Below are 23,300 nucleotides of genomic sequence, written 5' to 3'. Positions count from 1 at the left end.
TTGGATGGCCTTGCTAGAGGCCACCTGACGTCTGCAGATGCTGCTGCCAGCACATTTGCCCTGTCTTTTGTATACGACGAACGGTGTGTTCGGCAGCGACGTTGGGCGATTTTCATCGCCAACGCACGCGTCAGACGCGCCCTATGTAAAAATGTCCGAAGGACGACAGGCCGGTTTTCTGTGTGGGACCGGGTGAGCGGTCTATTGTCTTTTGGTACGGCAAAAAAGCGTTTCCGCATGAGCTGGGACGATCAAAGAATGGGACGGCAGGGCGCATGATGCAGGCAGAGTGGACGACAATTCGGGGCCGGCTTTTAAAGACGGTCGGGCAGAACAACTTTACGACCTGGATAGACCCGCTGACCGTTGGCCCGATCGATGACGGCATCTGCACGTTGTTCGTGCCGACCAACTTCTTTGGCAACTATGTCAGCCAGAACTTTGCCGATCTGCTGCTGCATGAAATGCAATCCGAAGACATCAGCATCAGCCGCCTGAAATTTGCTGTGGCCCCACAGGACAAGCCCACCGCCGTCGATCCTGTGACTGCCCGCCCCAAGCCCGCCGCCGCGGTTCATCCTGCGAACAGCCAAATCAACACTGCCCCGCTTGATGCGCGCTTTAGCTTTGACAACTTTGTTGTCGGCAAACCCAACGAGCTGGCCCACGCCGCCGCGCGTCGCGTTGCCGAAGGGGGCCCCGTCACGTTCAACCCGCTGTTCCTGTATGGTGGCGTCGGTCTGGGTAAAACGCACCTGATGCACGCCATCGCGCAAGAGCTTCAGATCCGCAAACCCGAGCTGAACGTGCTGTATCTCTCTGCCGAACAGTTTATGTACCGTTTTGTTCAGGCATTGCGCGATCGCAAGATGATGGACTTCAAGGAAATCTTCCGCTCTGTCGACGTGCTGATGGTGGACGATGTCCAGTTCATCGCCGGCAAGGACAGCACGCAGGAAGAGTTCTTTCACACGTTCAACGCGCTCGTGGACCAGAACAAGCAGATCATTATTTCGGCAGACCGCGCCCCGGGCGAGATCAAGGATCTGGAAGACCGCGTGAAATCGCGTCTGCAGTGTGGTCTGGTCGTAGATCTGCACCCCACCGACTATGAACTGCGTCTTGGCATTCTGCAAAACAAGGTCGATGCACAGCGCAAGAACTACCCCGGTCTCGAAGTCGAGGCAGGCGTGCTGGAATTTCTGGCACACCGGATCACCACCAACGTCCGTGTGCTTGAAGGCGCGCTGACCCGCCTCTTCGCCTTTGCGTCACTGGTGGGCCGCGAGATCAACATGGACTTGACGCAGGATTGCCTTGCCGACGTGCTCCGCGCGTCCGAGCGCAAAGTCAGCGTTGAAGAAATCCAGCGCAAAGTGTCCGAACATTACAACATCCGCCTCAGCGATATGGTCGGCCCCAAGCGTCTGCGCAGCTACGCGCGCCCGCGTCAGGTCGCCATGTATCTGTGCAAGAAAATGACCAGCCGGTCGCTGCCTGAAATCGGGCGTCGCTTTGGCGGGCGCGATCACACCACGGTTATGCACGGCGTCAAACGCATCGAAGAGCTGAAACAGAACGACGGTCAGATCGCCGAAGATCTGGAACTGCTGCGCCGCTCTCTCGAGGCTTAAAAGCACCAGCTTGCTCAGAACACACGCGAAGGCCTTGACGGGCCTTCGTTTCGTGCTGAAAAGTCAACAAAACTCTTGTGAATACATTGGTATCGGGTAGTTTGCCCTCCCGGACTGCCGGAATGGAGATGGCATATGAAATTCAGCATCGAACGCGCCGCGCTGCTTAAGGCCGTATCACAGGCCCAATCAGTGGTTGAGCGCCGCAACACCATCCCAATTCTCGCCAACGTGCTGATCGAGGCCGAAGGCTCCGACGCGTCGTTCCGCGCGACCGATCTGGATATCGAGGTTGTCGATAAGGCCCCCGCTCAGGTGGAACGCGCCGGTGCGACCACCGTATCGGCAACCACGCTGCATGAAATCGTGCGCAAGCTGCCCGACGGTGCGTTGATCAGTCTGACCGCAGACAACGCCGCGGGGCGTCTGACTGTTGAAGCAGGCCGGTCCAATTTCTCACTGGCGACGCTGCCACGCGAAGATTTCCCCGTGATGGCCACCTCTGAATATCAGTCGAACTTCAAGGCCCCTGCCCCCGTGCTGCGCCGGCTGTTCGACAAATCCAAATTCGCCATCTCGACCGAAGAAACGCGGTATTACCTGAACGGCGTCTACATGCATATTTCGGACAGCGACGGCAGCAAGGTTCTGCGCTGCGTTGCGACCGATGGCCACCGCCTGGCCCGCATCGACGCGCCCATGCCGGACGGTGCCGCTGAAATGCCCGGCGTGATCGTCCCCCGCAAAACCGTGGGTGAATTGCGCAAGCTTCTGGATGACGATGATATGGAAATCGCCGTTTCCGTGTCCGAGACAAAGATCCGCTTTGCCACGCCGCATATCACGCTGACTTCGAAAGTTATCGACGGGACGTTCCCCGACTACACGCGCGTGATTCCGCAGGGCAACACACGTAAAATGGAAGTCGACGCCAGCGATTTTGCCCGCGCCGTTGACCGTGTTGCGACCGTAAGCTCTGAACGGTCGCGTGCCGTCAAACTGCAACTGGACGAAGACCGTCTGGTGTTGTCGGTCAATGCACCTGACAGCGGTGCAGCCGAAGAAGAGTTGGTCGTCGCCTATGCGGACGAACGGCTCGAGATCGGGTTCAACGCGAAATACCTGCTTGAGATTGCAAGCCAGGTAGATCGTGAAAATGCGGTATTCCTGTTCAACTCCTCCGGTGATCCGACGCTGATGCGCGAGGGCAATGATATGTCTGCCGTGTATGTCGTTATGCCGATGCGTGTGTGACGCTGCCAGCTTACGCCGAATATCTTAACGCATTCATACCACCCGTATGAGCGGCCTATTTTTATCCCAGCTGACGCTGTCGCATTTCCGTTCGCATAAACGGGCGGTGATCGACAGCGATGCGCGACCGGTATCGATCTTTGGTCCGAATGGCGCGGGCAAAACCAATATCCTCGAAGCGGTATCTTTGCTGTCGCCCGGACGTGGCCTGCGGCGGTCGAGCGCGTCGGATATGACACGCCGGCCAGAGGCGCTTGGCTGGAAAATCACCGCACATCTTCACAGCTTAGGACAGGTTCACGAGATCGAGGTCTGGTCAGAAGCAGGCGCGGCGCGACAGCTGCGCATTGACGGCAAAGCCGTAGCGCAGAACGGTTTAGGGCGCATCGCGCGGGTGCTGTGGTTGATCCCGTCGATGGACCGTCTGTGGATCGAAGGGGCCGAAGGGCGCCGCCGCTTTCTGGACCGTATGACCCTCAGCTTTCTGCCTGACCATGCAGATCAGTCGCTGGCCTACGAGAAGGCCATGCGGGAACGCAACCGCCTGCTCAAAGATATGGTGCGCGAACCGTCGTGGTATGTCGCGCTGGAACAGCAGATGGCCGAAGCCGGAAGCGCGATCCACGCCAACCGTGTTGCTGCCCTTCAAGCGATCACCGAAGCGCAGGCGCAGGCCGAAACCGCCTTTCCGACCGCCACACTTAATCTGATCTGCGACATGCCCAAAACCGCCGACGGGCTGCGTCAGGCGCTTGCCGATAGCCGCATGCGCGATCTTTCGGCTGGGCGGACATTGATCGGCCCGCATCGTGCCGACCTTGAAGGCGTCTATGCCGCTAAAGATGTCCCCGCGCGCGATTGTTCAACCGGAGAGCAGAAGGCGCTGCTGGTATCGCTGATCCTTGCCAACGCCCGCGCTTTGGCCGCTGATTTTGGCGCGCCCCCTTTGTTGCTGCTCGACGAGGTCGCGGCACATCTGGATGAAAGCCGCCGCGCCGCGCTGTATGAAGAACTAAGCGCACTTGGCGCGCAGGCCTGGATGACCGGCACCGGGGAAGAGCTGTTCGACACGCTCGGCCCGCGCGCGCAACGGCTTGAGGTGACAGACGCCGACGGATTGTCGACCGCAAGAATGCTCCCATGACCATCGCCCTGCCCGACCTGCTGCTGTATTGCGGTGCGCTGCTCATCCTGTTTCTGACACCCGGTCCGGTGTGGTTGGCGATCATGGCGCGGGCATTGTCGGGCGGATTTGCATCCGCTTGGCCGCTCGCCGTTGGTGTCGCAATCGGTGATATGCTGTGGCCACTGGTGGCGGTGCTTGGCATCAGCTGGATTCTGTCGGTCTTTGATATGTTCATGTTGGGCATGCGCTGGATTGCATGCGGTGTGTTCCTGATCATGGGCTCCCTGCTGATCCGCCATGCCGACGCTAAAATCGACCGCGACAGCCGTCTCACGCGGCCAGGTGCCTGGGCTGGTTTCGGGGCCGGTCTGCTTGCCATTCTGGGCAATCCAAAAGCGGTATTGTTCTACATCGGCGTGCTGCCGGGCTTCTTTGATCTGCGCAGCGTTACCGCAGTTGATGTGGGTGCGATCATCGCGGTCTCGGTCGTAATTCCGCTGCTTGGCAATCTCTCTGTCGCCGCTTTGGTGGGCAAATTGCGCGGCCTGATGACCAACCCTGCCACGCTGAAACGCATCAACATTGTGGCCGGCACGCTATTGATCTGCGTAGGTTTGCTCATTCCCTTCATCTAACGCAAAATCTTGTGTCAGGCGCGTGACAATCATGGCGAAAAATACTATAAATTGGGTAACAAAAGAAGGTTTCCCAATATGTCCGACACCGATCAGCTCCCCGAGGAATACGGCGCAGATTCCATCAAGGTTCTAAAAGGCTTAGAAGCTGTTCGCAAACGTCCGGGCATGTACATCGGTGACACCGATGACGGGTCGGGTTTGCACCACATGGTCTATGAGGTCGTGGACAACGGCATCGACGAGGCGCTGGCCGGTCATGCGGATGCGGTGAACGTCACAATCCACGACGACAGCTCCATTTCTGTCCGCGATAACGGGCGCGGCATTCCGGTTGGCATCCACCAAGAAGAAGGCGTTTCCGCAGCCGAGGTCATCATGACCCAGCTGCACGCGGGCGGTAAGTTCGACAGCAACTCCTACAAGGTGTCGGGCGGTTTGCACGGCGTGGGTGTGTCGGTTGTGAACGCCCTCTCCGACTGGCTTGAGCTGCGCATCTGGCGCGAAGGCAAAGAACACATCGCACGCTTTGAGGGCGGCTTTACCACAGAGCACTTGAGCGTTGTTGGCCCGACTGACCGTACGGGTACTGAAGTACGTTTCATGGCCTCGACAAGCACGTTTTCGAACCTCGAATACAGCTTTGAAACGCTGGAAAAACGCCTGCGCGAACTGGCCTTCCTGAACTCCGGTGTGCGGATCATCCTAACGGACGAACGCCCTGCCGACCCCCTGCGCTCAGAACTGTTCTATGAAGGCGGCGTGAAGGAATTCGTGAAATACCTCGACCGCTCAAAATCCTCTGTCATGCCAGAACCGATTTTCATCACCGGTGAAAAGGATGATATCGGGGTCGAGGTCGCGATGTGGTGGAATGACAGCTACCACGAAAATGTCCTGCCGTTTACCAACAACATCCCACAACGCGATGGCGGCGCCCATATGGCGGGCTTTCGGGGCGCATTGACGCGGACGATCAATAACTACGCTCAAGCTTCCGGCATTGCCAAGAAAGAGAAAATCTCCTTTACCGGCGATGACGCGCGCGAAGGTCTGACGTGCGTGCTGTCCGTCAAGGTGCCGGACCCCAAGTTTAGCTCGCAGACCAAAGACAAATTGGTCAGCTCAGAGGTGCGCCCCGCCGTCGAGGGCTTGGTCAACGAAAAGCTGTCCGAATGGTTCGAAGAGAACCCCCAGATCGCCAAGATCGTCGTCGGCAAAATTATTGAAGCCGCTCACGCCCGCGAAGCGGCGCGCAAAGCCCGCGATCTGACCCGTCGCAAGACCGCCATGGATGTGAATTTCCTTGCCGGCAAGCTCAAGGATTGCTCTGAAAAAGACCCGTCCAAAACCGAAGTCTTCCTGGTGGAGGGTGACTCAGCCGGTGGTTCTGCGCAAACTGGCCGTGACCGCCAGACCCAGGCAATTCTGCCATTGAAGGGTAAAATCCTGAACGTCGAGCGTGCACGGTTTGACCGGATGCTGGGCAGTCAGGAAATTGGTAACCTTGTTATGGCGCTTGGCACAGGTATTGGCCGCGACGAATTCAACATCGACAAGCTGCGCTACCACAAGATCGTCATCATGACTGATGCGGACGTCGACGGCGCGCACATCCGCACGCTGCTGCTCACGTTCTTCTATCGCCAGATGCCGAAGCTGATCGAGAACGGCCACCTCTATATTGCGCAGCCGCCCTTGTACAAAGTGTCGCGCGGCAAGTCTGAAGTCTATCTGAAAGACCAGGCCGCGATGGAAGACTACCTGATCCAGCAAGGCATTGATGGTGCTATGTTAAAACAGGGTAACGGCGAAGAAATCACCGGTCAGGATCTGGCCCGCGTCGTCGATCTGGCGCGCCAGATGCGCCGTGTTCTCGAAGCCTTCCCGACCCATTATCCCCGTCATATTCTAGAACAGGCAGCTATCGCCGGTGCCTTTGTTCCAGGCGCGGTCGATTCCGATTTGCAAGGTGTGGCCGATAAGGTCGCCGTGCGTCTGAACCTCATTGCGCTGGAATGGGAACGCGGTTGGCAGGGCCGTATCACGCAAGACCACGGCGTCCGTCTCGCCCGTATCCTGCGCGGCGTGGAAGAAGTCCGCACCCTTGATGGCCGCATGCTCCGCTCCGGCGAAGCAAAGCGTTCCGGCGGTTTCACAGAGCATCTGCAAGACGTCTATGGCACGACCGCCAAGCTGGTACGCAAAGACCGCAGCCAGCTCATCCACGGTCCTATGGACCTGCTTGAGGCAATCCTCGCAGAGGGTGAAAAAGGCCTGTCCCTGCAGCGCTACAAAGGCTTGGGCGAAATGAACCCTGATCAGCTTTGGGAAACCACGCTCGACCCCGACGCGCGGACCCTGCTGCAAGTCAAAGTGGCCGATATGGCCGAAGCAGATGATCTCTTTACCAAGCTCATGGGCGACGTCGTGGAACCCCGCCGCGAGTTCATCCAGCAAAATGCGCTGAACGTAGCAAACCTCGATTTTTAGAGGGTTCATTGGCCCGCGCCGTATCGATATGCCGAAATCCTCCGGAAAGGGGCGCGGCCAGAACGTCCTCGATTCCACGCTGTGATTGGCGCAGGTTCAAGGCGATGTGGGCGAACCCTGCAGCCTGCAGGGAACGAACCTGTGTCGTTAGAGCATTGCGACCGATACGGCCCCTGAACTGGATGGGCCGGAACAGCGCATCGGGATCAGGGGCAAGACCCCGCTACATGGCGGTCAGGATTGGCGCGGATGGCAGGCCTGCATCATTGCGCGCCTGACGCCACATCGACAGTCGGCGTGCGGCCTGATCGGGAGGGCCCGGATAGGCGCACCAGAACAATCCCGACAACCACCACACCAGCGGCGATGTAGGGCGCAGCGGCAAGGCCTATGCCTTCCACAACAAGCCCCCCGGCCCATGCACCCCCGGCGATGCCAAGGTTGAACGCACCGATGTTCAGACCGGATGCCACATCGACCGCACCCGGGGATACTTCGCGCGCAATTTGCACGACATACGATTGCAGCGGCGGCACGTTGGCGAAGGCAAAGCCGCCCCAGAAGGCCGCAACCGCGATGGCTGCAATCGGGTGTGTAAGGAAGGCACCAAGTGCGACCAGTGATATCGCAAGGCCAGAGAAAATCACCATCAGGGACGCGACTGCACCGATACGGTCAGCCAGTTTGCCACCGGCGATATTTCCTACGGCAACAGATGCACCGTAGAGCAATAGCACAAGACTAACCGCGCCCGCAGACAGACCCGTGACTTCGTTCAGCATCGGTGCAAGGAAGGTAAAGGCAATGAAGTTGCCGCCATAGCCGACAGCCGTGATCAGGTAGACCAACAGAAGGCGCGGCGAAGTCAGCACCTGTAGTTGGGCTTTGATTCCCGCTGATGCGGTCTTGGACAGATTGGCGGGCACCAAAATGGCAGAAGCGATGAAACCGATAACGCCAAGCACGACAACGCCAAGGAAAGTTGACTGCCAGCCAAAGTTCTGGCCGATGAACGTCCCCAAGGGAACACCCGTCACAAGCGCGACAGTCAAACCAAGGAACACCAGCGCAATAGCCGAGCTTTCCTTTTCAGGTTCCACAAGGTCCGTGGCGATAGTCGAGGCGATAGCAAAGAACACGCCGTGGGCGAGGCCAGTAATAAAGCGCGCAGCGACAAGGCTGCCGTAATCCGGCGCAAAGGCAGCATAAGCATTGCCGAGCGTGAACAGCGCCAGCAAGAGCAGCAACAGCGTTTTCCGCGGCACACGGTCTGCCATGGCGGTCAGCACTGGCGCGCCGATGGTCACGCCAAGCGCATAGAGGCTGACCAGCAGGCCAGCGGAAGGAATGGAAACGCCAAGATCGGCGGCGATGGTGGGAAGCAAGCCGACGATAACGAACTCGGTCGTACCGACGGCAAAAGCGCTGATGGTCGGCGCCCATAGGGCAAGTGGCATCGGTTTTCTCCAATAAATTTGATGTCGACGCCGTATATGCCTGTCGTTATCTATTGCGAGAACAGACAAGTTTGGAATGGATCATTGCAAAAACTGCACGAATTTCTGCGCATGGGGGACTTGGCCGCCTTCGTCGGGATCGTTGATGGTGGGGGCTTTGCTGAATCCGCGCGGCGCAGAGGGGTGTCTGCCTCAACACTCAGCCGGTCGGTCACGCGGCTGGAAGAGCAGCTGAAAGTCACGCTGCTGCGCCGGACCACGCGGTCCATCGAAATCACACCCGAAGGCGCCGCCGTTCTGGCTGAGGCGCGCGAGATTTTAGATCGTAGCGAAGCCCTGCAAGAGATCGCCACAAGTGGACAGGCCCCTGCCGGACCGCTGCGTGTAAACGCACCGGTTCCTTACGTCCTGCATGTTCTCGCCCCGCGGCTGGCCGAGTTCCGCACCCGATATCCCGACATCCAGCTGTCGATTGACATGACGGATGCGCTGGTGGACCTAATCGGCAGTCACGCGGATGTTGCCATTCGGCTGGGACAACTGCCCGATAGCGACATGTTGCACCGCCCCTTGGGGCGCACGTCATGGAAGTTAGTGGCGACGCCGGAATATCTCGATCGCAACGGCTGGCCCAAAACACCAACCGACCTCGCACGGCTGGAGCAAGTGCGCTTTGCGGCACCAGATCATATCAACACGCTGCGCTTTACCGGTCTGCCCACCCCCGTGACGGTGCCCCCCGCCCTGACTGCGGGCAATGGGGAGGCCGTTCGCCAGATGGTATTAAGCGGTCTGGGCATCGCGCGGTTTTCCGATTTCATGATCGCAGATGACATCGAGGCGGGCCGATTGGTGGAGCTGTTTCCCGGCCGACTTGACGCCGCCCCACTGGATATCTCAGCGCTCTACCTTACCCGCGTATCAGGATTGCGCCGTCTGGGCGTCTTTTTGGATTGGCTGGGGAACCTTAGCGAAGGCTAAGTTACGCTGGTGCCCTTCGCGCATGCATAACGATACCGAGCAAAGCGTGGCCTCGAAAAGGTTAATCTCTGTCAGTCTTATATAGACATATTTTTTATGCCCGCTTTCGGGAAGTTGCGCCGCAGCGGTGCGATCCCTTCCGAACGGCTGGTAAGGGCTGGAAGTTGCCATGGTGACGAAGCGCGGAGAGCCGGCCTTTGCTGCGGGTTGTACGATCGGCAGCCATGTGCAGAAAGTTGGATTTGCAAAGTCCGAGATTTTACTAGATTCAGCGCATTTTTGTTCTGCGGTGCGCCCGCTGCGGCTTACGTTTTCCGCAAGTTCGGGGTGCTGACCTAATCAATAAGGATCGGTGCTACTTCTTCTATCGCCCATTCTTCCTATGCGTTCGTCCAAAGAGCGCCATTCTGCGCCCGCTCCGCCCCGTGCTGATAAAGGGCGTTCATATAAGTTGATGAAAACCGATCCGACGGATCATAGACGATCCCCGAACTCGGATCGATCGATGTCACCGAAAAGCGGAGCCCCCTTTCTCGCGCGTAAAGCTGCGTCGCGTTGACCTGTAACAATGCATTTGCTCTGCCTGTTGTCGTGAGCGCTTGTTGCGAGATGCTTAGCGCGGATCTTCTTACTGTCTCAGGTGCAGGGTTAAGCGTGTTGTTGATGAGGACGTAGATATGCCCGCCTTGCAGCTTCTGATCAGGTGTTGTGAACGCGAAATTAGGTACCGCCAGAAACTGCATGTGAACGCCACCGTCGACATGTGTTTCCGCATAGGTTTTATCATTCACACTGTATCGCAGGTTCACGGGCGGAAAGAGGCCCGGCAATGCAGCAGACGCCCGCATTATACTGCGAAACAGATCGTATTGCCCTGCGGCGGCGATGGCACCCATGTCCCAGACCGAGGCTCGCGCACTATCAAGCTCCGAGGTTACGACCAGCAGACTATTTCCCGCTTTATGCTTTTGCGCAATGGCACGGAGGAACGAGGGTGGGGTGTTTTCCTCGATCAACACTGCAAGCGGAGAAGTGTCATATAGCGCGTCGCTGAAGACTGCTTGAAATGGACGCATCCGCATGATGTCACTTGCATCACTTTGGGTGAAGACGCGGGTCAGAACCTCGTCATAGTCCTGTCCCATAAACGCAAAGGGCGCGATCAGCGCTCCGGTCGAGATACCGGTCACCAGGTCAAAGTCGGGTCTGTCGCCCCGTGCGGACCAGCCAACAAGCGCGCCTGCACCAAAAGCACCATCCTCACCGCCGCCGGATAGGGCCAGCACGTTCGGCCCGTCGGAAGACCCCGACGAGGATTGCGGGGGATGCAGGTGTTTGAGCCATTCATCCGGCCCATCATCCGCAAAGAGACGAAACCGAGACAGCGGGTCATCGTCTGTTGCAACACGCGTTTCCAAGGGGATCTGAACGCGGCTTGAGCAGGCTGAAAGGGCGGTTACCCCAAGACCCATGAGAAGCAAGCGGCGGCCCAAAAGGTCACTGGTTGGTTTCGTGCACGTCATCTCAATTTCCTCAACGGCACCGAGCAAGTAGCCCTGCTCGGTGAACTGTATCCTGTCTTAATGGTCATTAATGGTCGGGCGGTGGTGGAAGGGTGGCCCGCAAGGCATCTTCGGTGATGCCCAGCGCCTTGGCCGCAGCGGACATATCGGGCCGTCCAGCTTGAGGGTCGCCCAAGGCACGCACCAGTTCTTCGGGTGTTACCCCCAGCGTCTCTGCAGCCTCAGAAAAACCCGGAGGCATCTGTCCCGACGTGCCATCGCCGGGACGTGGCGGTTCATTGCGCCCGTCTGCACCAGCCCGTGTTGCGCCAACCCCTGCAGTTGCGGTTGTTGAGAAATTACCCACGGCTTGCACGCCAACCAGACATGCCGGCAGGTTCGGGAATTCATCCGTAGCATGATAATGATATATTTCGCCTGTGGGTGTCGCTCCGATGTGACCGTTGCAAGCATCAAGACCCGTGACTTCTGCGCCATCCGCTTCGGTGCTGCCATACATGGCGTGACCGTCAAATGCGTAGCCGAACAGCGCGGCGCTATCTTGATCCAATGCACAATCTGCGGCGACGCCTTGCTTTTCAAAGACGGTTTCTATGTCCGTCGACGTGGCATGCCAATGATACCAACCGCCGGGATCGATATGACCGCCACAGGTATCAAGCGCTGGCATATGCCCCGTTTGCTGAATGCTGGGCGCGTCCGAGAATATCGGCACACCATCAAGCGCCACGCCGACCTTGGAGACAGTGCCAAGCGGGCGGGGGCTCCCTGCCATTACTGGTGTCACCGGTAGCAGCATGGTGATCTCGACGCTTTCGTCCGCAGATACATTGATGCAGGCGTGGTCGACCGTTGGCCGTTCAGTTGCGATATCGACCGTGTGCACGGTTCCATCCTCGTCGAAGAAGCTATAGCCAAGCTCATCCAGCATCCCAAGGAATGCCCCATCAACGCGGTACAGCTTGGCATTCACGCCAGTCCAGTCCCAGATCCCGCCCGCGTCGTTCAGTGTCGCTGGACAGAACGGCCCGATGTCCAAGTCTTTCGGCATGTAATTGACCGTGATTTTGTAGCAGCTCGATGCTGTGCCCTCCTCGAGCGTGCAGTCCACGGTCACAGGTTGCTCAGCAAAGGCCGTCTTGGCAAATTCTTCGATGTCGGGATGGGCCAAAGCCGTTTGACCAAAACCGACCGAGGCGAGCACAAACAGGCCCGGCCAAAGGTGAGATAGACATTTCATTCAGCAAATCCTTTATCAGGACGTTTACAGAAAACACGACAACCCAATGTGGGGTGCCGTGTCGAAAAGTGATTCAGGAGGGGAGCTTAGCCCTTTTTCGGCATACTCGCTGGGGCGCAGGCAAGAGGCACATCCGACTTGGGGGACATACAGGTGCCCTGAACAGCGTTGCCGTCACGACCTGAGAATTCACAGGCTGCCTTCGGCTGCGCATTTTCACAAGCGCTTATTGCTTCGCGCGGCGGGCGGTCTGCGCGCGCTCCCTTACCGGACGGGGCAGCTTGCGCATAAACGATTCCTTGGTCCGTGACTGGCATGCTTTCAGCCCGCACAGCCGAGATGTTCAGCGCGCCCAGAAGCACTGCGGCCAATGTGATCGCGAGGATAACACTTTGGTTTCCTTTGATGCGCGGTACTGTTGGTCGGTAAAGCGGGATCTTGCGTTGGGCCGCGGACTGTGCGCGTCGTGCTCTAAATTTATCCATGAACATCGTAGGTTCTCCTATTGTGGCGTTAAGTCGCCATTCACAGGATCCTTTTCCATGTTCTTTGAGCAGTGAGTTTGCAGCAATTATGCAGCGAAAATGCAGATCGTTAAAAAATGAGCTCTGTAGCTTTTGTGGCTCAATTCTCGGAGGATAAGGCGCGTGCAGCCCCTTTATCCATCGTACGCGTATCCCACGCCATAGACAGAGCGGATCGGGTCCCAAGTGCTGACCGATGCGATCTTCCGCCGAATATTTCGAATGTGACTGTCGACGGTTCGGTCAAAGACCTCTGTGTCGTCGGGAAAGGCGAGAGAGAGCAGTTGATCGCGCGAAAAAACGCGGCCTGGCCTTGAAGCCAACGCCTGCAACACCGAGAATTCGCGACGCGTAAGATCGAGGTGGCTGCCATCCAGCGTTGCCTGCCACCTGTCGCCGTTAATGATAAGGCGGTCGTTCGTGACAGGGCTTTCGGTGGGCTTGCCAATAGGGCGTCGCCGCAAGACCGCCCTGACCCGCGCGACAAGCTCACGCGGGGAATAGGGTTTGCATAGGTAATCATCGGCCCCCAGCTCGAGCCCCAACAGGCGGTCGATTTCTTCAACCTTCGCAGTGGTCATGATGATCGGCACATCTAATGTCTTGCGCAAGTCCCGGCAGATCGTCAGCCCGTCGACTGCCGGCAGCATCAAGTCGAGAATGATCAGATCATACTGCTTTGCCTGTGCGAGTTCGACGGCACCCGCGCCCGTACTGAGCATTTCGACACTCATACCTTCAGTAAGCAGGTAATCCCGCACAACTTCTGCAAGCGCAATTTCATCTTCTACGATTAGGATGCTCGCAGTGGTCATTTTGATTCCTTTGGCAATCGAATGACAGTTTGCACCCCGCCCAACTCAGAGCGGCCAGCAGAGATGGTGCCGCCATGCGCCTCTACGATCGCCTTACAGACAGAAAGCCCCAGTCCAGACCCACCATACGCGCGAGATCGCGATGCTTCCACACGGTAGAAGCGGTCAAATAGCTTTTCCACATCACCTTCAGGCGCAGCTGGCGGAGTGTCCTCTACAGTCAGCAGCGCGAAACCCTCATCGTCTTGCAGATTTACGCGTATTTGGCCTGGTCCATCCGTGTATCGGAATGCGTTCTCAAGCACGTTATCCATGACTTGGCCGATCTGCCCTCGGTCGCACGGGACCAACATATGCGCGGGCAGATTGAGTTCCAATTCAATTCCCTTAGCGCTTAACCTTGACCGCGCCGCTTCAGCCGCCTGATCTACAAGTGTCGGGAGGTCCTCATGTTCAAGTATGGATGTCAATTCTGCTTCGCGGCCATACGACAGTGTTTTGAGGTCCTGCACCAAGCGCGATAGTCGCATGAGTGCAGCATGCATTTCGGTCAGCGTTTTGTCATCAGGCTGGCGTATCCCGTCCTGTAGTGCCTCAATCTGGGCCCGTAGAACCGCAAGTGGAGTTTGCAATTCGTGGCTGGTGTTGGAGATCCATTCTCGCTCGGCCTTGGCCGTCTGTTCAAGTGTCGCTGCCAAGGTGTTGTAATGGCCGATCAACTGCCCGAGTTCGTCACTTCGGTCCTGTTCTATCCTTGCTGTATAATTACCTGCGGCCATCGTTTTCGCCCCGGATTCCAGCCGCCTAATGGGCTCCAGTAACTGGCGCGCGATAATAAATGCAGCAGCAGCCGAAAGGGCGATGGCGATCAGCGCAGCAAGGGCAAGAGACGCATACTGCCCGCGCAAGAAAAATGCATCACTCGCATCTCGCTGCTCAACTGGGGCGCTTAATCCGATATAACCGAGAAGGTTCGCACCCGTGCAATTGTTTTTCGCACATACTGGGCGACGTTCAAATAACGATGAGCGTTCAATGTTGCCCGCGATGTGAATGCCATCGCGGTCAAGCAGCACGATGCGTTTCTCGAGCCTCATATTGTCGTCGCCTGCCGCAAACGGCGGTGGGTTGGCTTGCCTAGGACCCGGTGGCGCTTCAGATGGAAATCTCGGGGGCCGGCTTGGGCGGGGGCCGAAATTCCCCTTAGGGCGAGGAGCATGCGCATGTACAAAGGCACCCCAGACCTGCGGATCATCATCAAATTCAGCCCACCCGCCTTGGTTGCGCTCAGCCAAGGACGATGCCAGTTCGTCGAACTGTGCCAGCTCGCCCCTTAGCAGGTACCGTGCAAAACCGTCACGCATCCACACCGCGACCATCAGCGCCATCACCAGTACGACAAGTATGGAAATCGCTGCGACTGCTATGAATATCTTGGCAAACAGTGACTTCCGGATTGGGTTCATGCCGTAAGTATTCCACCGAAATATGCAGTGAGTTTGCAGGTACGCTAATGGTTCAGCGTTACTGCCGTTGAATCGCTCACCAGTATTATTAAGCTTTGTTCGGTCCAGCAAATATCAGATCTTAGATGTAGCTTTGGTCACGGTTCGGCTCGAAGGAGATATTCGCGGCTGACTTTAGCAATGTCCGCTAAGGGACGATCAGGCAGCCAACCTTATCTGCTTTCAAGAAATTGGTAGGCGTCAAGAATGGTTGCTGCCAGGCCTTCAAAAAAGTGCGGCGAGGCTACATCGATCAAACCCGTGGGCGCGCCCTGTGATGTCGCTCCGCTATCTTCGTCCTGTGTCACTACCAACATCGCACTTTTGTTGTTCAGCAGCTCGCGGTGGCTCGCGCCGTGCCCGTGCTTCAAAACATTGATCGCCAAATAATACTGGTGAAGTCGATCGGCGAGGTCGGCATGCCCAGCCGCCAAAAGCGTGGCCTGTACTTTACGTGACAGCGGGCCTCGTTTGAAATGGCGTTGCATCCGTGCTTCGAACACGGTGAAAATATCCACTGCAACCAATTTAATCGTATCCGTTTCAGATGCGATTTCTTTGATTTGTGCGTCCGACAGGGTTTGACCTTCGGCACATTTCAGAATTTCCGACATCCGGTCCAAGGACGTCTTTGCCGTGCTCTGCGCTGTGTGAACCAGTTCCGTTAGGGGCTGTGAGCTTGCCATTTTTTGTCCTTCCAAGAGTTTCTCTCTCAATACGCTAAAAGGCCGCCGATGGTAGGAGAAATTGGCGTTGAGCGGCAACGCCACATCCGCATTCGGAAAGCCGCATCACGGCGCCGACTGCGTTGACCGATGGCAGCCAAGGGCCGCACACGCCCTTGAGCAGGCCCCGTGACAAGCCGACGCTGCACCACATACGCGCCTGGTGACTTCCTGCGCTTGGACTCGCTAGAGACCACCTTCTACGACGGTGTTCAAATCCCAGTTTTCATTCTATGGTCGCCAATCTTTCATCCAAGGGGATTCAATGTGCCAAGCTCAATTATTGAAGAAGATCTGATGATCGAAGGCAACATCAGCTCAAGTGAGGGCAGTGTCGACATCAAAGGTCGCGTGGTTGGGGATGTCAGCGTTAAGATGATCACTATTCAGTTGAGCGGCTCAGTTGACGGGGCAATGTCGGCAACGAAGATCACAGTTGAAGGCAGCCACACCGGCAGTTTGAAGTGCGACGATCTAAAGCTTGCATCGACCTCACGGGTTCAGGCTGATGTCGTGGCCAAGGTGATGGCAACAGAAAGCGGCGCCAAAGTTAAAGGCAAGATCGATATTACAGGGCGCAAATAGGACAATTCCGGTATCGCTACGCGGTAAAGTCACATTTGGGCTTTTACAGCTAAATCATTCCAAATGCGGCGCGATGCGCGAGTGGCTGTTTCCATGACGCTGCGATGCAGCTTGCGATCGGACGACGAGAGCCCGCTTCTACTTCAAGCTGCAACATCCATGGAGCGTTTCCGTTTGCCCGCCGCTGAGCGCGCGGATCAGGATCAGGGACATGGGATAGCTGATGTCGGACATGCCATCCGAACAGGTTGTCTGATCAAGCGCGCCGGAATAACGCTGCGCCCCGAAGGTGTAGGGATAGCCACCTCCCGTGGCCGGTGTCGTTTGCGTGAGCGACGTGATTGGGTCCGCCCCGTCGTTGAGCGAAGTATATTCCACCGTGCGATCTTCGGCGATGGTCAAGGTCCAGAACGGCTCCGTCCCACGACAGGTCAGCCCCAATGGAAAGCCGTTCACCGTCGTATTACCGCCGCTTTCAAAGGCGCGTGTGAGGTAGCTCATGTGGACATAGCCGATCTCGCCATTGAGCGTGATCTGTCCCCAGTCCTCGGATGCCCGTGCGTTGATGCTGACCACCGAATTGGGGGTGAGCCCGCCGAGCCGAGCGCCTGTGACTGCGGGCGCATCGCGGACCCAGAGCTTGTCGCCTGCGGCCACGCCCGTCACGGTAAACACCGCCGGCAGGCGGGCACCATCGGGGGCCGTATGCGGATCAATCCCGTCGCTCGGGTCAGGCAGGGTGCTGGCCGCCGTCAGATAGGCCGTTGAGACCCAGCCCACATTGCCGCCGAAACCGATCATCGCCCATGTTCCGCCCTCGGCCATCTGGATGACATGCACCAAGGTTTCATTTCGCAGCGTGCCGATGGCCGCGAACTGCCTGCCCGCACCACCGCGCACCACCAGCCCGCCGTCAGGATCGTCAGCGGCAATGCCCGTCACGACATTGGCCCCGATTGCCACTGGGGGCGGCTCGGAGGTGGCGAGATAGGCCGTCGAGACCCAGCCCAGCTGGTCGCCATATTGGATCCGCGCCCATGTCCGCGCAAAGTTCCGACCCAGCACCTCGACCATCGTGTGCTCCTCCAGATCGCCAATATCGGCGGAGGACGCACTCGGGCCTCGGCGGACGTTCAACGTGTCGCCATCCGCAATGCCGACCACCTCCATCATCTCGGCCGAAGCCTCCAAGGCGGAAAAGGTCAGGCCAAGGGCGAGAAGCGACATATGCGCAGCGGGGAAGAGACGGGACATGCGGACAACCTCGAATTGAAAAGAATAAGCCAGTGGGCGCCCCGCACCGAAACGCGGGCCGCGCCTTGTCATGTTATTTGTAACAGCTTGCCGCGATCTTCTCGGCGGGGACTTTCCCTTTGATCATCTTGATGATCTCACCAGTTTTGCAAACCTTGACGTGTTTAGCACGCTTGGCATTTTCTTTGGCAGGCTGCGCCTTGCCCTTGATCCCGTCGACTTTTTTGGTTGTCGCCTTCTTTTCGATCAGCTCACCTTTGATCGGGTCGAGTTTCATGTATCCCTCCGCTCTGAGGGTTTGGAGTTCGACCTGCTCTTCTGACGTATCCGGCTCGCCGAAGTGGATATAATCTCCGCCGAGCTTTTCCGAGAGCCAGCAGCCGATCGCGTCCAGGTTCTCGGCATAGCAGACGTCATAAGGGCGTGCCTGTGCGGACAGCGGCAAGATGAGACCAAGGGTGGCCGCGGCGAGAAAGGTTTTTGTATTGAAAAGGGTCATAGTGTTGTCCTTGTTGGAAATGTTGAGGTGGTCTGGTTCTTGTCGAGGATCAATCAATCACGCTTCATAGCGTCTCCGAGTGATTTGGATTTTTCGACACCTTTCCCGTGAATGTGCAGATCCAGCATATAGGTGGTCTTGCCGACAGGGACTTTCACCGAGATGTCGTTGACCATCTTGCACGGCCCGCACCAGATATCGCCAAGCGCCTTCATGCCGGAGGTCACGAATTTGTCTCCTGCACCGATGTGCTTGGCGACGGTTTTCAGAACAAAGGCTGGGCGATCCGCGCCCTTGAGGCCGTTGAGCATTTTGATTTCGCTGCCCATGAGGGAATACGGATTGATCGGTTTACTGCCGGGATTCTTCTTAATGATAATATCAATGCCCGAAATCGGATCATCGCCGCCAATGGCCAATGCGGGGGACAGCCCCGCCATCATGCTCATCCCGATGACGGCTGTGCCGAGTATAAATCTACGTCTTAAAGTCATGAATCCATCTTTCATAAAGTTGAATTGTTGCGCTTAAGGTGTGGTGTCTTACCAATGTCGAATTGCCGATAGCTAAGCGATGTCAGCCCCATTTCATCTGATACCACCACCCCAAAGCATTGTTATTTAATGCAAATTTCATTGAGTTTGATCTTGCATTTTTCTGTACCGTTCTCGTCCCTTGCAGGGCCAGACGGCTTGATCACCAGAGGAATACATTTGCCGTTGATCATCGGCAGGCCATTGCTGCAACCGCATTGGGTGGCCGAGATATTCCTGGCGTTTTCATGGTCGATACAAGCGCAGATGTCGCCGCGTTCATAGGTCGAGCGCAGGTCGCATTGCAGCGCGGGGGTTGGCTCGGGCACAGGCGCTGGTGTGTCCGCGACGACCTTGACGCAGCCCTTGCCATTCACCAGTTCAAACCCTTTGACGCATTGGCAGGAGGTGCTGCTGCTGGCGGCCATGTTATCATAGCGACAGGCACAGCTTTCGCCACGTTTCACCGTGCTAACTGCATCACAGCGTAGAGGTGGCGCGGGCGTTGCGGGAAGCGTGGCAGTGATACAAGAATTCACGCCGTTCTCTTGCAAGGGTAAGCCGAGGGCTTCAAACAGCGCGTCGTCAAAGTCGCGGCTTTCGGGTAGGCCAAGATCGCTGCGCAGCTTGCGCAAGGCGGTGTAGGTCTTTTGTCCCGGCTTACCATCGACTGGTCCCGCGTTGAGACCGCGATCATTCATAAGTTTCTGGATCAGGACCACGCGCTCTAAGCGGTTGTTCGGAACCCCGACCGCCGCGCAGTTCTGAAACGTGCCACCTTTGCGCAGGGCGCTGACCGTCATGCGCAGGTCGATATGGGTGGATGCTCCAGCTGCAAGGTTGAGCGCGGGATGGGAACACGACAGTGCCGCATTCACCACCGCGCCACAGGTCCAGCCATTGCCCGAGAGCACCTGTGCCGCCACCCTTCCCGGTGCGCCGCTCGTATCGGTTATCACCAGCGGCCCAAGATAGGCCCCGTCGCCCGTATTGGTAACACGCAAGCGGAAGCCGCAGTCATAGGTCTGGCTGATGCGGTCGGAATCACAGCTTTCTGTTTGTTCCTTCACCATGGTCAATACGGCACGCGGCACAGCAGGCACGGGTGTCGGCGTCTCGGCGCGCGGGAGCACGATGTCGGGTCGGGTAGATCCGATGCTGCCCGTACCGATGACGGGGCCACCGGGCGTGTCGGGCACGGCAGGATCAACCATGCCCCCCGTTCCCGCCACGGCATTTGCGGGGAAGTTGATCGGCGTGCAGACCTTTTCGTCCCCCACAGGCCCCGCAGGCGCGCGCAGGGACAGCGTCGGGATCGTGACCCAAGCGCAGTTCGTGATCGAACCGCCGTTGATGAGCTGCCCCGCAGGGCCAGAGAAGGTCGCGGTGTAGGGTTGCGTGATCGTGGCGCTACCGTCGGCTTGCAGATAGTTCAGAAGCATTCCGGTGGCGTTATTAAACCCTGCGGGCGTGCCTGTTGTTGGCCCCCAACCGCCCGCGCCCATTGCATTGAAGGGCATCAGCGAGGTCAGCGGCGTTTGCGGACCGCTGCCCCCCAATTCATCATAGATGTAGAACTGACGGTTGGTCGCGGTGTCGAAGTTCTCGAAATGGACGTAGATTTCGCACTCTGCGGTCCAGATACCATCCCCCCCGCGCACGGCGGGGGCGCAGGTCTTGGTGATGTCGAGGCTGGGCTCTGGCGCGGGCGGTGGTGCGATTTCAAAGCAATCGCTGGCGAGCGGTTCGCCCTCTCCGGCCTCTTTGCCCAGACCGATCGAGACGCAGTTCTCCGCGCCGAATATGTCCATCGCGCCGCTTATCATCAGATCAACGGTCAGGAATGAGCTACTCGAAGCAGGAAATTGCCCGCCATCGATGCTGCATTCTGGCGTGGTGCCTTGGCCTGCGGGCGCATAGGGTGGGTTGGAACAGACCCAAGGATCAGCGGAGGTGATGTTCAGGATCGAGCCCGCACCGGGGTTCTGCCCAAAGGACAGGTCTTCCGAAAGCCACAACGGACCGGTGAAGGGTGCGCCATTTGTCGCGACCGTGAGGGTGCATTGATAGGGCTGGAACCAGATCGAAGGACTGAAGGTTTGTCGCGGGCCGGTCTCCTTGCACTGTTTCGAGACATCAAAGATGGTTTCGACAGGCGGCTCTTCGATCTCGACACAGTCCGCCGATCCGACGACCTGATCCCCGATCCGCACCTGCGCGCAGTTCTGGAAACCCTCGTCGCCAAAGCCGCTCGTAGGGATCGACAGATAGGCATCGATCCGATGGCTCGGATTGCTGTTGAAATCGGCGGCGGCAATCGTGCAGCTTGCGCCATTGGTATAGGGCGGCTGCTGGCAATCCCACCCGTTCGGCATGGCGGGGGTGCCTTGCATGTTCAGCATATATTGCGTCGCAGGGCTGCCCGATGTGGTCGAGAACAATTCGTCGAAGGTCAGCAGATTGGTGATCGGCGTGCCGCTGCTCTGCGTGATATAGACCGTGCAGGCATAGAACGCGTTTCCATCCTGCACCCCGCCCAGACGGCAGCCCTTTTTCAGTGCAAATTCGGGCGGCGTTGTGGACACGGGCAGGTCCAGAACCACGCAGTTGTCAGGCAGGCCCGCAATCGTATCTGTTGGCGGTGCAAGCATGTCGGGCGCGGCACTGCGCTGGCCTGGGGCGCTATGAAAGGAGGCAGGCAGAATGGCGGACTGGGGACAGTTGATCACCTGACCCTCTGACTGGCTCGCGGTGAAATCGAAGCTGACGTTGATCGTCGACGCCCCGCCTGCGGCCAACATATCGGACGCGGTGAGTTCACACAGTCCGGTCGATCCGGGGTTGTTGATGTTCTGATCCACGCAGGACCAAGGCTCGGTCGAGGCGACATTCATCATCGGGCCCGTAATCGTTGTGGTCATGGGCGGCAAAGAGCCAAACATATCCGCGGCGAGGACAAAGCTCCCTGTCGCAAGGTCCGTGCCCGTCACCTCGATCTGACAGTTCATCGTCATCGGCCCCGAGGTGACCGCCTCAAGCGGGTCGCAGCTCTTGTCGATGGAGCTGCGCGGAATCCATTGCGCATTCACACAGTTGCCCGCGACAGGCGTGACCGCGCCCGCACCGTCATCATAGCTGCCCCCGACGCAGTTCTGCATCGGGTAGCTGTCCTGCAAATCTGTGCTGGTGACAAAGATGGCAAAGTCGAGTGTGTCAGTGCCGCTCGCATCAAAATCCACCCCGTCGATGGTGCAACCCGCCCCCGTCGTGCAGTCGAAATTGCCTGAAGCGGAAGTGCCAGAGATCACTTCGCTCGATGTGGTCGAAATCGGGGTGTAGAGGTCCGAGACGCTCAATGTGCCTGCAAAAGGCACGCTCGGCACGGTGACATCCACGGAACATTCCCACAGTTGACCGACTTGGCCATTATGTTCGGCCGAGGAGGTCGGTGTGCAGGATTTGGTGAGAGAAATATTGCTTGCCTCCAATGTGGGGGCTGATGGCGTCCAGCCCGCAACACATTGCTCCACCGGCACAAATTCAGCATAGACATCGTCCATCGCGACGCCCGAATAGGTGAACGCACTCAAAGCATAGGTTTTACCCGCCTCGACGTTCATCCGTATCGCCTTTTCATACCAGCGGCCGTCTGGTGTCAGCGTGAACAACTCATTAACCGACGCGGCCCCATGTGCATATCGGGGGTCCATTTGTGGTGGATTTGGATTGGCTTGTATTTCCTGAAGATCCAACGGCGTCATTTCATGAATTTCAAGCTTCACCCAATCTGAGATTTGCCAAAAAGGAACCGATGGCGGGGCGGCGCGGGCAATATCCGCACCGAATTTGATACAGCCGTTTTGAGGCATTTCGACCCGTTGGCCAAACTGCCGCCAGTAGACCCCCGACCAGCTGTCACTGCCAACCCAACGTAGATACTGCCCCTCGGGCGCATTGGATGCATCCTCTTGCGGCAGCGCCTGGATCAGAGCATTTCCACCAAAGACCCCTGGTTCTGCAACACTTGTCGCACCGCCCACGCCGTCAACGCGCACCAACGACCCCTGCATAGTGACCCCGCCCGGGCCGCCAGCTGTCGAATAGGTCGTGAGCCACGGCGCAGGCAAGGCTAGAATATTGTCACCATGATTTGGCACGACAGGAGACTCGAAGTCGCCATTGACGATCAAATTCTGTGCCTCTGCCGATGCGATTGCAAAGCCACTCAATGCCAGTGGCATCAGAAAGTAGCGCAAAGCGGCGGTTGAGAAATGTCGGGCCATGGTGAGGTTCCTATCGGAGGGAAACGGAAAGCCTCGCGCGCACAAGGGTATGACTTCGGTATGTTGCAAAAAAACCGAAACGAACTACCAAACGGGAGTTGTTGGGACATATCAGCGAGAAAATTTTCAATTGATCCAAGACCGCCCTAAGGTTGAACCAAACCGCGTTGTCCTCTCCTTGGGCCTTCGGTTTTGAGGGGGTGACAGACGGGCCGCTGAAACCTTTCAATTCTG

At 57.8% G+C, this 23,300-nt stretch carries 18 protein-coding genes; 7 read left to right on the top strand and 11 right to left on the bottom strand.

From position 1 onward, the window contains the following. Nucleotides 1-275: 275 nt before the first annotated feature. The 5 genes from dnaA to gyrB all read left to right on the top strand — a co-directional run bounded on the left by dnaA (nt 276) and on the right by gyrB (nt 7,142). Nucleotides 276-1,634 (top strand): chromosomal replication initiator protein DnaA, encoded by a 1,359-nt coding sequence (gene dnaA / locus E5180_RS14155; RefSeq protein ID WP_138924945.1) that lies wholly within the window; start codon nt 276-278, stop codon nt 1,632-1,634. Between the two features lie 135 nt (nt 1,635-1,769). Continuing rightward, entirely contained in the window at nt 1,770-2,888 is a 1,119-nt protein-coding gene (dnaN, locus tag E5180_RS14150; protein ID WP_138924944.1) for a DNA polymerase III subunit beta, read from the top strand. Between the two features lie 46 nt (nt 2,889-2,934). Continuing rightward, a complete protein-coding gene (gene recF, locus E5180_RS14145) occupies nt 2,935-4,032 on the top strand; it encodes a DNA replication/repair protein RecF (RefSeq protein WP_138924943.1) in 1,098 nt (365 codons plus the stop codon). Continuing rightward, entirely contained in the window at nt 4,029-4,649 is a 621-nt protein-coding gene (locus tag E5180_RS14140) for a LysE family translocator (protein WP_138924942.1), read from the top strand. The genes recF and E5180_RS14140 overlap by 4 nt, the downstream gene beginning before the upstream one ends. A gap of 78 nt (nt 4,650-4,727) precedes the next feature. Beyond that, nucleotides 4,728-7,142, top strand: coding sequence for a DNA topoisomerase (ATP-hydrolyzing) subunit B (gene gyrB / locus E5180_RS14135; protein WP_138924941.1), 2,415 nt, complete (start codon nt 4,728-4,730; stop codon nt 7,140-7,142). 263 nt (nt 7,143-7,405) lie between these two features. Here the strand turns inward: gyrB and E5180_RS14125 are convergent, their stop codons facing one another. After that, on the bottom strand, nt 7,406-8,599 hold the full coding sequence (locus E5180_RS14125; protein ID WP_138924940.1) for an MFS transporter: 1,194 nt from the start codon (nt 8,597-8,599) through the stop codon (nt 7,406-7,408). Between the two features lie 84 nt (nt 8,600-8,683). Between E5180_RS14125 and E5180_RS14120 the strand changes: the two genes are divergently transcribed. After that, the gene (locus E5180_RS14120; protein WP_138924939.1) at nt 8,684-9,580 is read left to right on the top strand and encodes a LysR family transcriptional regulator; all 897 of its coding nucleotides are present in this window, start codon (nt 8,684-8,686) and stop codon (nt 9,578-9,580) included. 380 nt (nt 9,581-9,960) lie between these two features. On the opposite strand, the gene E5180_RS14115 is transcribed toward E5180_RS14120, so the two are convergent. The 6 genes from E5180_RS14115 to E5180_RS14090 all read right to left on the bottom strand — a co-directional run bounded on the left by E5180_RS14115 (nt 9,961) and on the right by E5180_RS14090 (nt 15,957). Further along, a complete protein-coding gene (locus tag E5180_RS14115) occupies nt 9,961-11,103 on the bottom strand; it encodes a patatin-like phospholipase family protein (RefSeq protein ID WP_138924938.1) in 1,143 nt (380 codons plus the stop codon). Between the two features lie 67 nt (nt 11,104-11,170). Then, the gene (locus E5180_RS14110) at nt 11,171-12,343 is read right to left on the bottom strand and encodes a YHYH protein (RefSeq protein WP_138924937.1); all 1,173 of its coding nucleotides are present in this window, start codon (nt 12,341-12,343) and stop codon (nt 11,171-11,173) included. Nucleotides 12,344-12,429: 86 nt separating this feature from the next. Continuing rightward, nucleotides 12,430-12,828, bottom strand: a complete 399-nt coding sequence (locus E5180_RS14105; protein ID WP_138924936.1) for a hypothetical protein — start codon at nt 12,826-12,828, stop codon at nt 12,430-12,432. 173 nt (nt 12,829-13,001) lie between these two features. Continuing rightward, on the bottom strand, nt 13,002-13,682 hold the full coding sequence (locus E5180_RS14100) for a response regulator (RefSeq protein WP_138924935.1): 681 nt from the start codon (nt 13,680-13,682) through the stop codon (nt 13,002-13,004). Then, a complete protein-coding gene (locus E5180_RS14095; RefSeq protein WP_138924934.1) occupies nt 13,679-15,259 on the bottom strand; it encodes an ATP-binding protein in 1,581 nt (526 codons plus the stop codon). The genes E5180_RS14100 and E5180_RS14095 overlap by 4 nt, the downstream gene beginning before the upstream one ends. A gap of 101 nt (nt 15,260-15,360) precedes the next feature. Continuing rightward, a complete protein-coding gene (locus tag E5180_RS14090; RefSeq protein ID WP_254700492.1) occupies nt 15,361-15,957 on the bottom strand; it encodes a hypothetical protein in 597 nt (198 codons plus the stop codon). Nucleotides 15,958-16,179: 222 nt separating this feature from the next. Here E5180_RS14090 and E5180_RS14085 point away from each other — a divergent pair, with 222 nt between their 5' ends. After that, nucleotides 16,180-16,497 (top strand): bactofilin family protein, encoded by a 318-nt coding sequence (locus tag E5180_RS14085; RefSeq protein WP_138924933.1) that lies wholly within the window; start codon nt 16,180-16,182, stop codon nt 16,495-16,497. Between the two features lie 138 nt (nt 16,498-16,635). Here E5180_RS14085 and E5180_RS14080 read toward each other — a convergent pair whose 3' ends face one another. The 4 genes from E5180_RS14080 to E5180_RS14065 all read right to left on the bottom strand — a co-directional run bounded on the left by E5180_RS14080 (nt 16,636) and on the right by E5180_RS14065 (nt 23,066). Beyond that, nucleotides 16,636-17,751, bottom strand: a complete 1,116-nt coding sequence (locus E5180_RS14080) for an SH3 domain-containing protein (RefSeq protein ID WP_171048957.1) — start codon at nt 17,749-17,751, stop codon at nt 16,636-16,638. Nucleotides 17,752-17,824: 73 nt separating this feature from the next. Then, nucleotides 17,825-18,250 (bottom strand): hypothetical protein, encoded by a 426-nt coding sequence (locus E5180_RS14075; protein ID WP_138924931.1) that lies wholly within the window; start codon nt 18,248-18,250, stop codon nt 17,825-17,827. A 53-nt stretch (nt 18,251-18,303) separates the two neighbouring features. Next, entirely contained in the window at nt 18,304-18,759 is a 456-nt protein-coding gene (locus E5180_RS14070; protein ID WP_138924930.1) for a hypothetical protein, read from the bottom strand. 107 nt (nt 18,760-18,866) lie between these two features. Then, nucleotides 18,867-23,066: a hypothetical protein gene (locus tag E5180_RS14065; protein WP_138924929.1), complete on the bottom strand. Its 4,200-nt coding sequence runs from the start codon at nt 23,064-23,066 to the stop codon at nt 18,867-18,869. Nucleotides 23,067-23,300 lie beyond the last annotated feature (234 nt).

This window comes from Sulfitobacter sp. BSw21498 (assembly GCF_006064855.1).
Classification (GTDB): Bacteria; Pseudomonadota; Alphaproteobacteria; order Rhodobacterales; family Rhodobacteraceae; genus Sulfitobacter.
Note: the sequence above shows the minus strand (reverse complement) of the source record. Positions and strands in the feature narration are given on the sequence as shown.

What these genes read in the sequence shown, in the direction of transcription:
- E5180_RS14105 (WP_138924936.1), bottom strand. Translation starts at nt 12,828, where the DNA reads ATGGATAAATTTAGAGCACGACGCGCACAGTCCGCGGCCCAACGCAAG.
- E5180_RS14125 (WP_138924940.1), bottom strand. Translation starts at nt 8,599, where the DNA reads ATGCCACTTGCCCTATGGGCGCCGACCATCAGCGCTTTTGCCGTCGGT.
- E5180_RS14110 (WP_138924937.1), bottom strand. Translation starts at nt 12,343, where the DNA reads ATGAAATGTCTATCTCACCTTTGGCCGGGCCTGTTTGTGCTCGCCTCG.
- E5180_RS14100 (WP_138924935.1), bottom strand. Translation starts at nt 13,682, where the DNA reads ATGACCACTGCGAGCATCCTAATCGTAGAAGATGAAATTGCGCTTGCA.
- E5180_RS14115 (WP_138924938.1), bottom strand. Translation starts at nt 11,103, where the DNA reads ATGACGTGCACGAAACCAACCAGTGACCTTTTGGGCCGCCGCTTGCTT.
- recF (WP_138924943.1), top strand. Translation starts at nt 2,935, where the DNA reads ATGAGCGGCCTATTTTTATCCCAGCTGACGCTGTCGCATTTCCGTTCG.
- dnaA (WP_138924945.1), top strand. Translation starts at nt 276, where the DNA reads ATGATGCAGGCAGAGTGGACGACAATTCGGGGCCGGCTTTTAAAGACG.
- E5180_RS14065 (WP_138924929.1), bottom strand. Translation starts at nt 23,066, where the DNA reads ATGGCCCGACATTTCTCAACCGCCGCTTTGCGCTACTTTCTGATGCCA.
- dnaN (WP_138924944.1), top strand. Translation starts at nt 1,770, where the DNA reads ATGAAATTCAGCATCGAACGCGCCGCGCTGCTTAAGGCCGTATCACAG.
- E5180_RS14080 (WP_171048957.1), bottom strand. Translation starts at nt 17,751, where the DNA reads ATGTCCCGTCTCTTCCCCGCTGCGCATATGTCGCTTCTCGCCCTTGGC.
- E5180_RS14140 (WP_138924942.1), top strand. Translation starts at nt 4,029, where the DNA reads ATGACCATCGCCCTGCCCGACCTGCTGCTGTATTGCGGTGCGCTGCTC.
- gyrB (WP_138924941.1), top strand. Translation starts at nt 4,728, where the DNA reads ATGTCCGACACCGATCAGCTCCCCGAGGAATACGGCGCAGATTCCATC.
- E5180_RS14075 (WP_138924931.1), bottom strand. Translation starts at nt 18,250, where the DNA reads ATGACCCTTTTCAATACAAAAACCTTTCTCGCCGCGGCCACCCTTGGT.
- E5180_RS14070 (WP_138924930.1), bottom strand. Translation starts at nt 18,759, where the DNA reads ATGAAAGATGGATTCATGACTTTAAGACGTAGATTTATACTCGGCACA.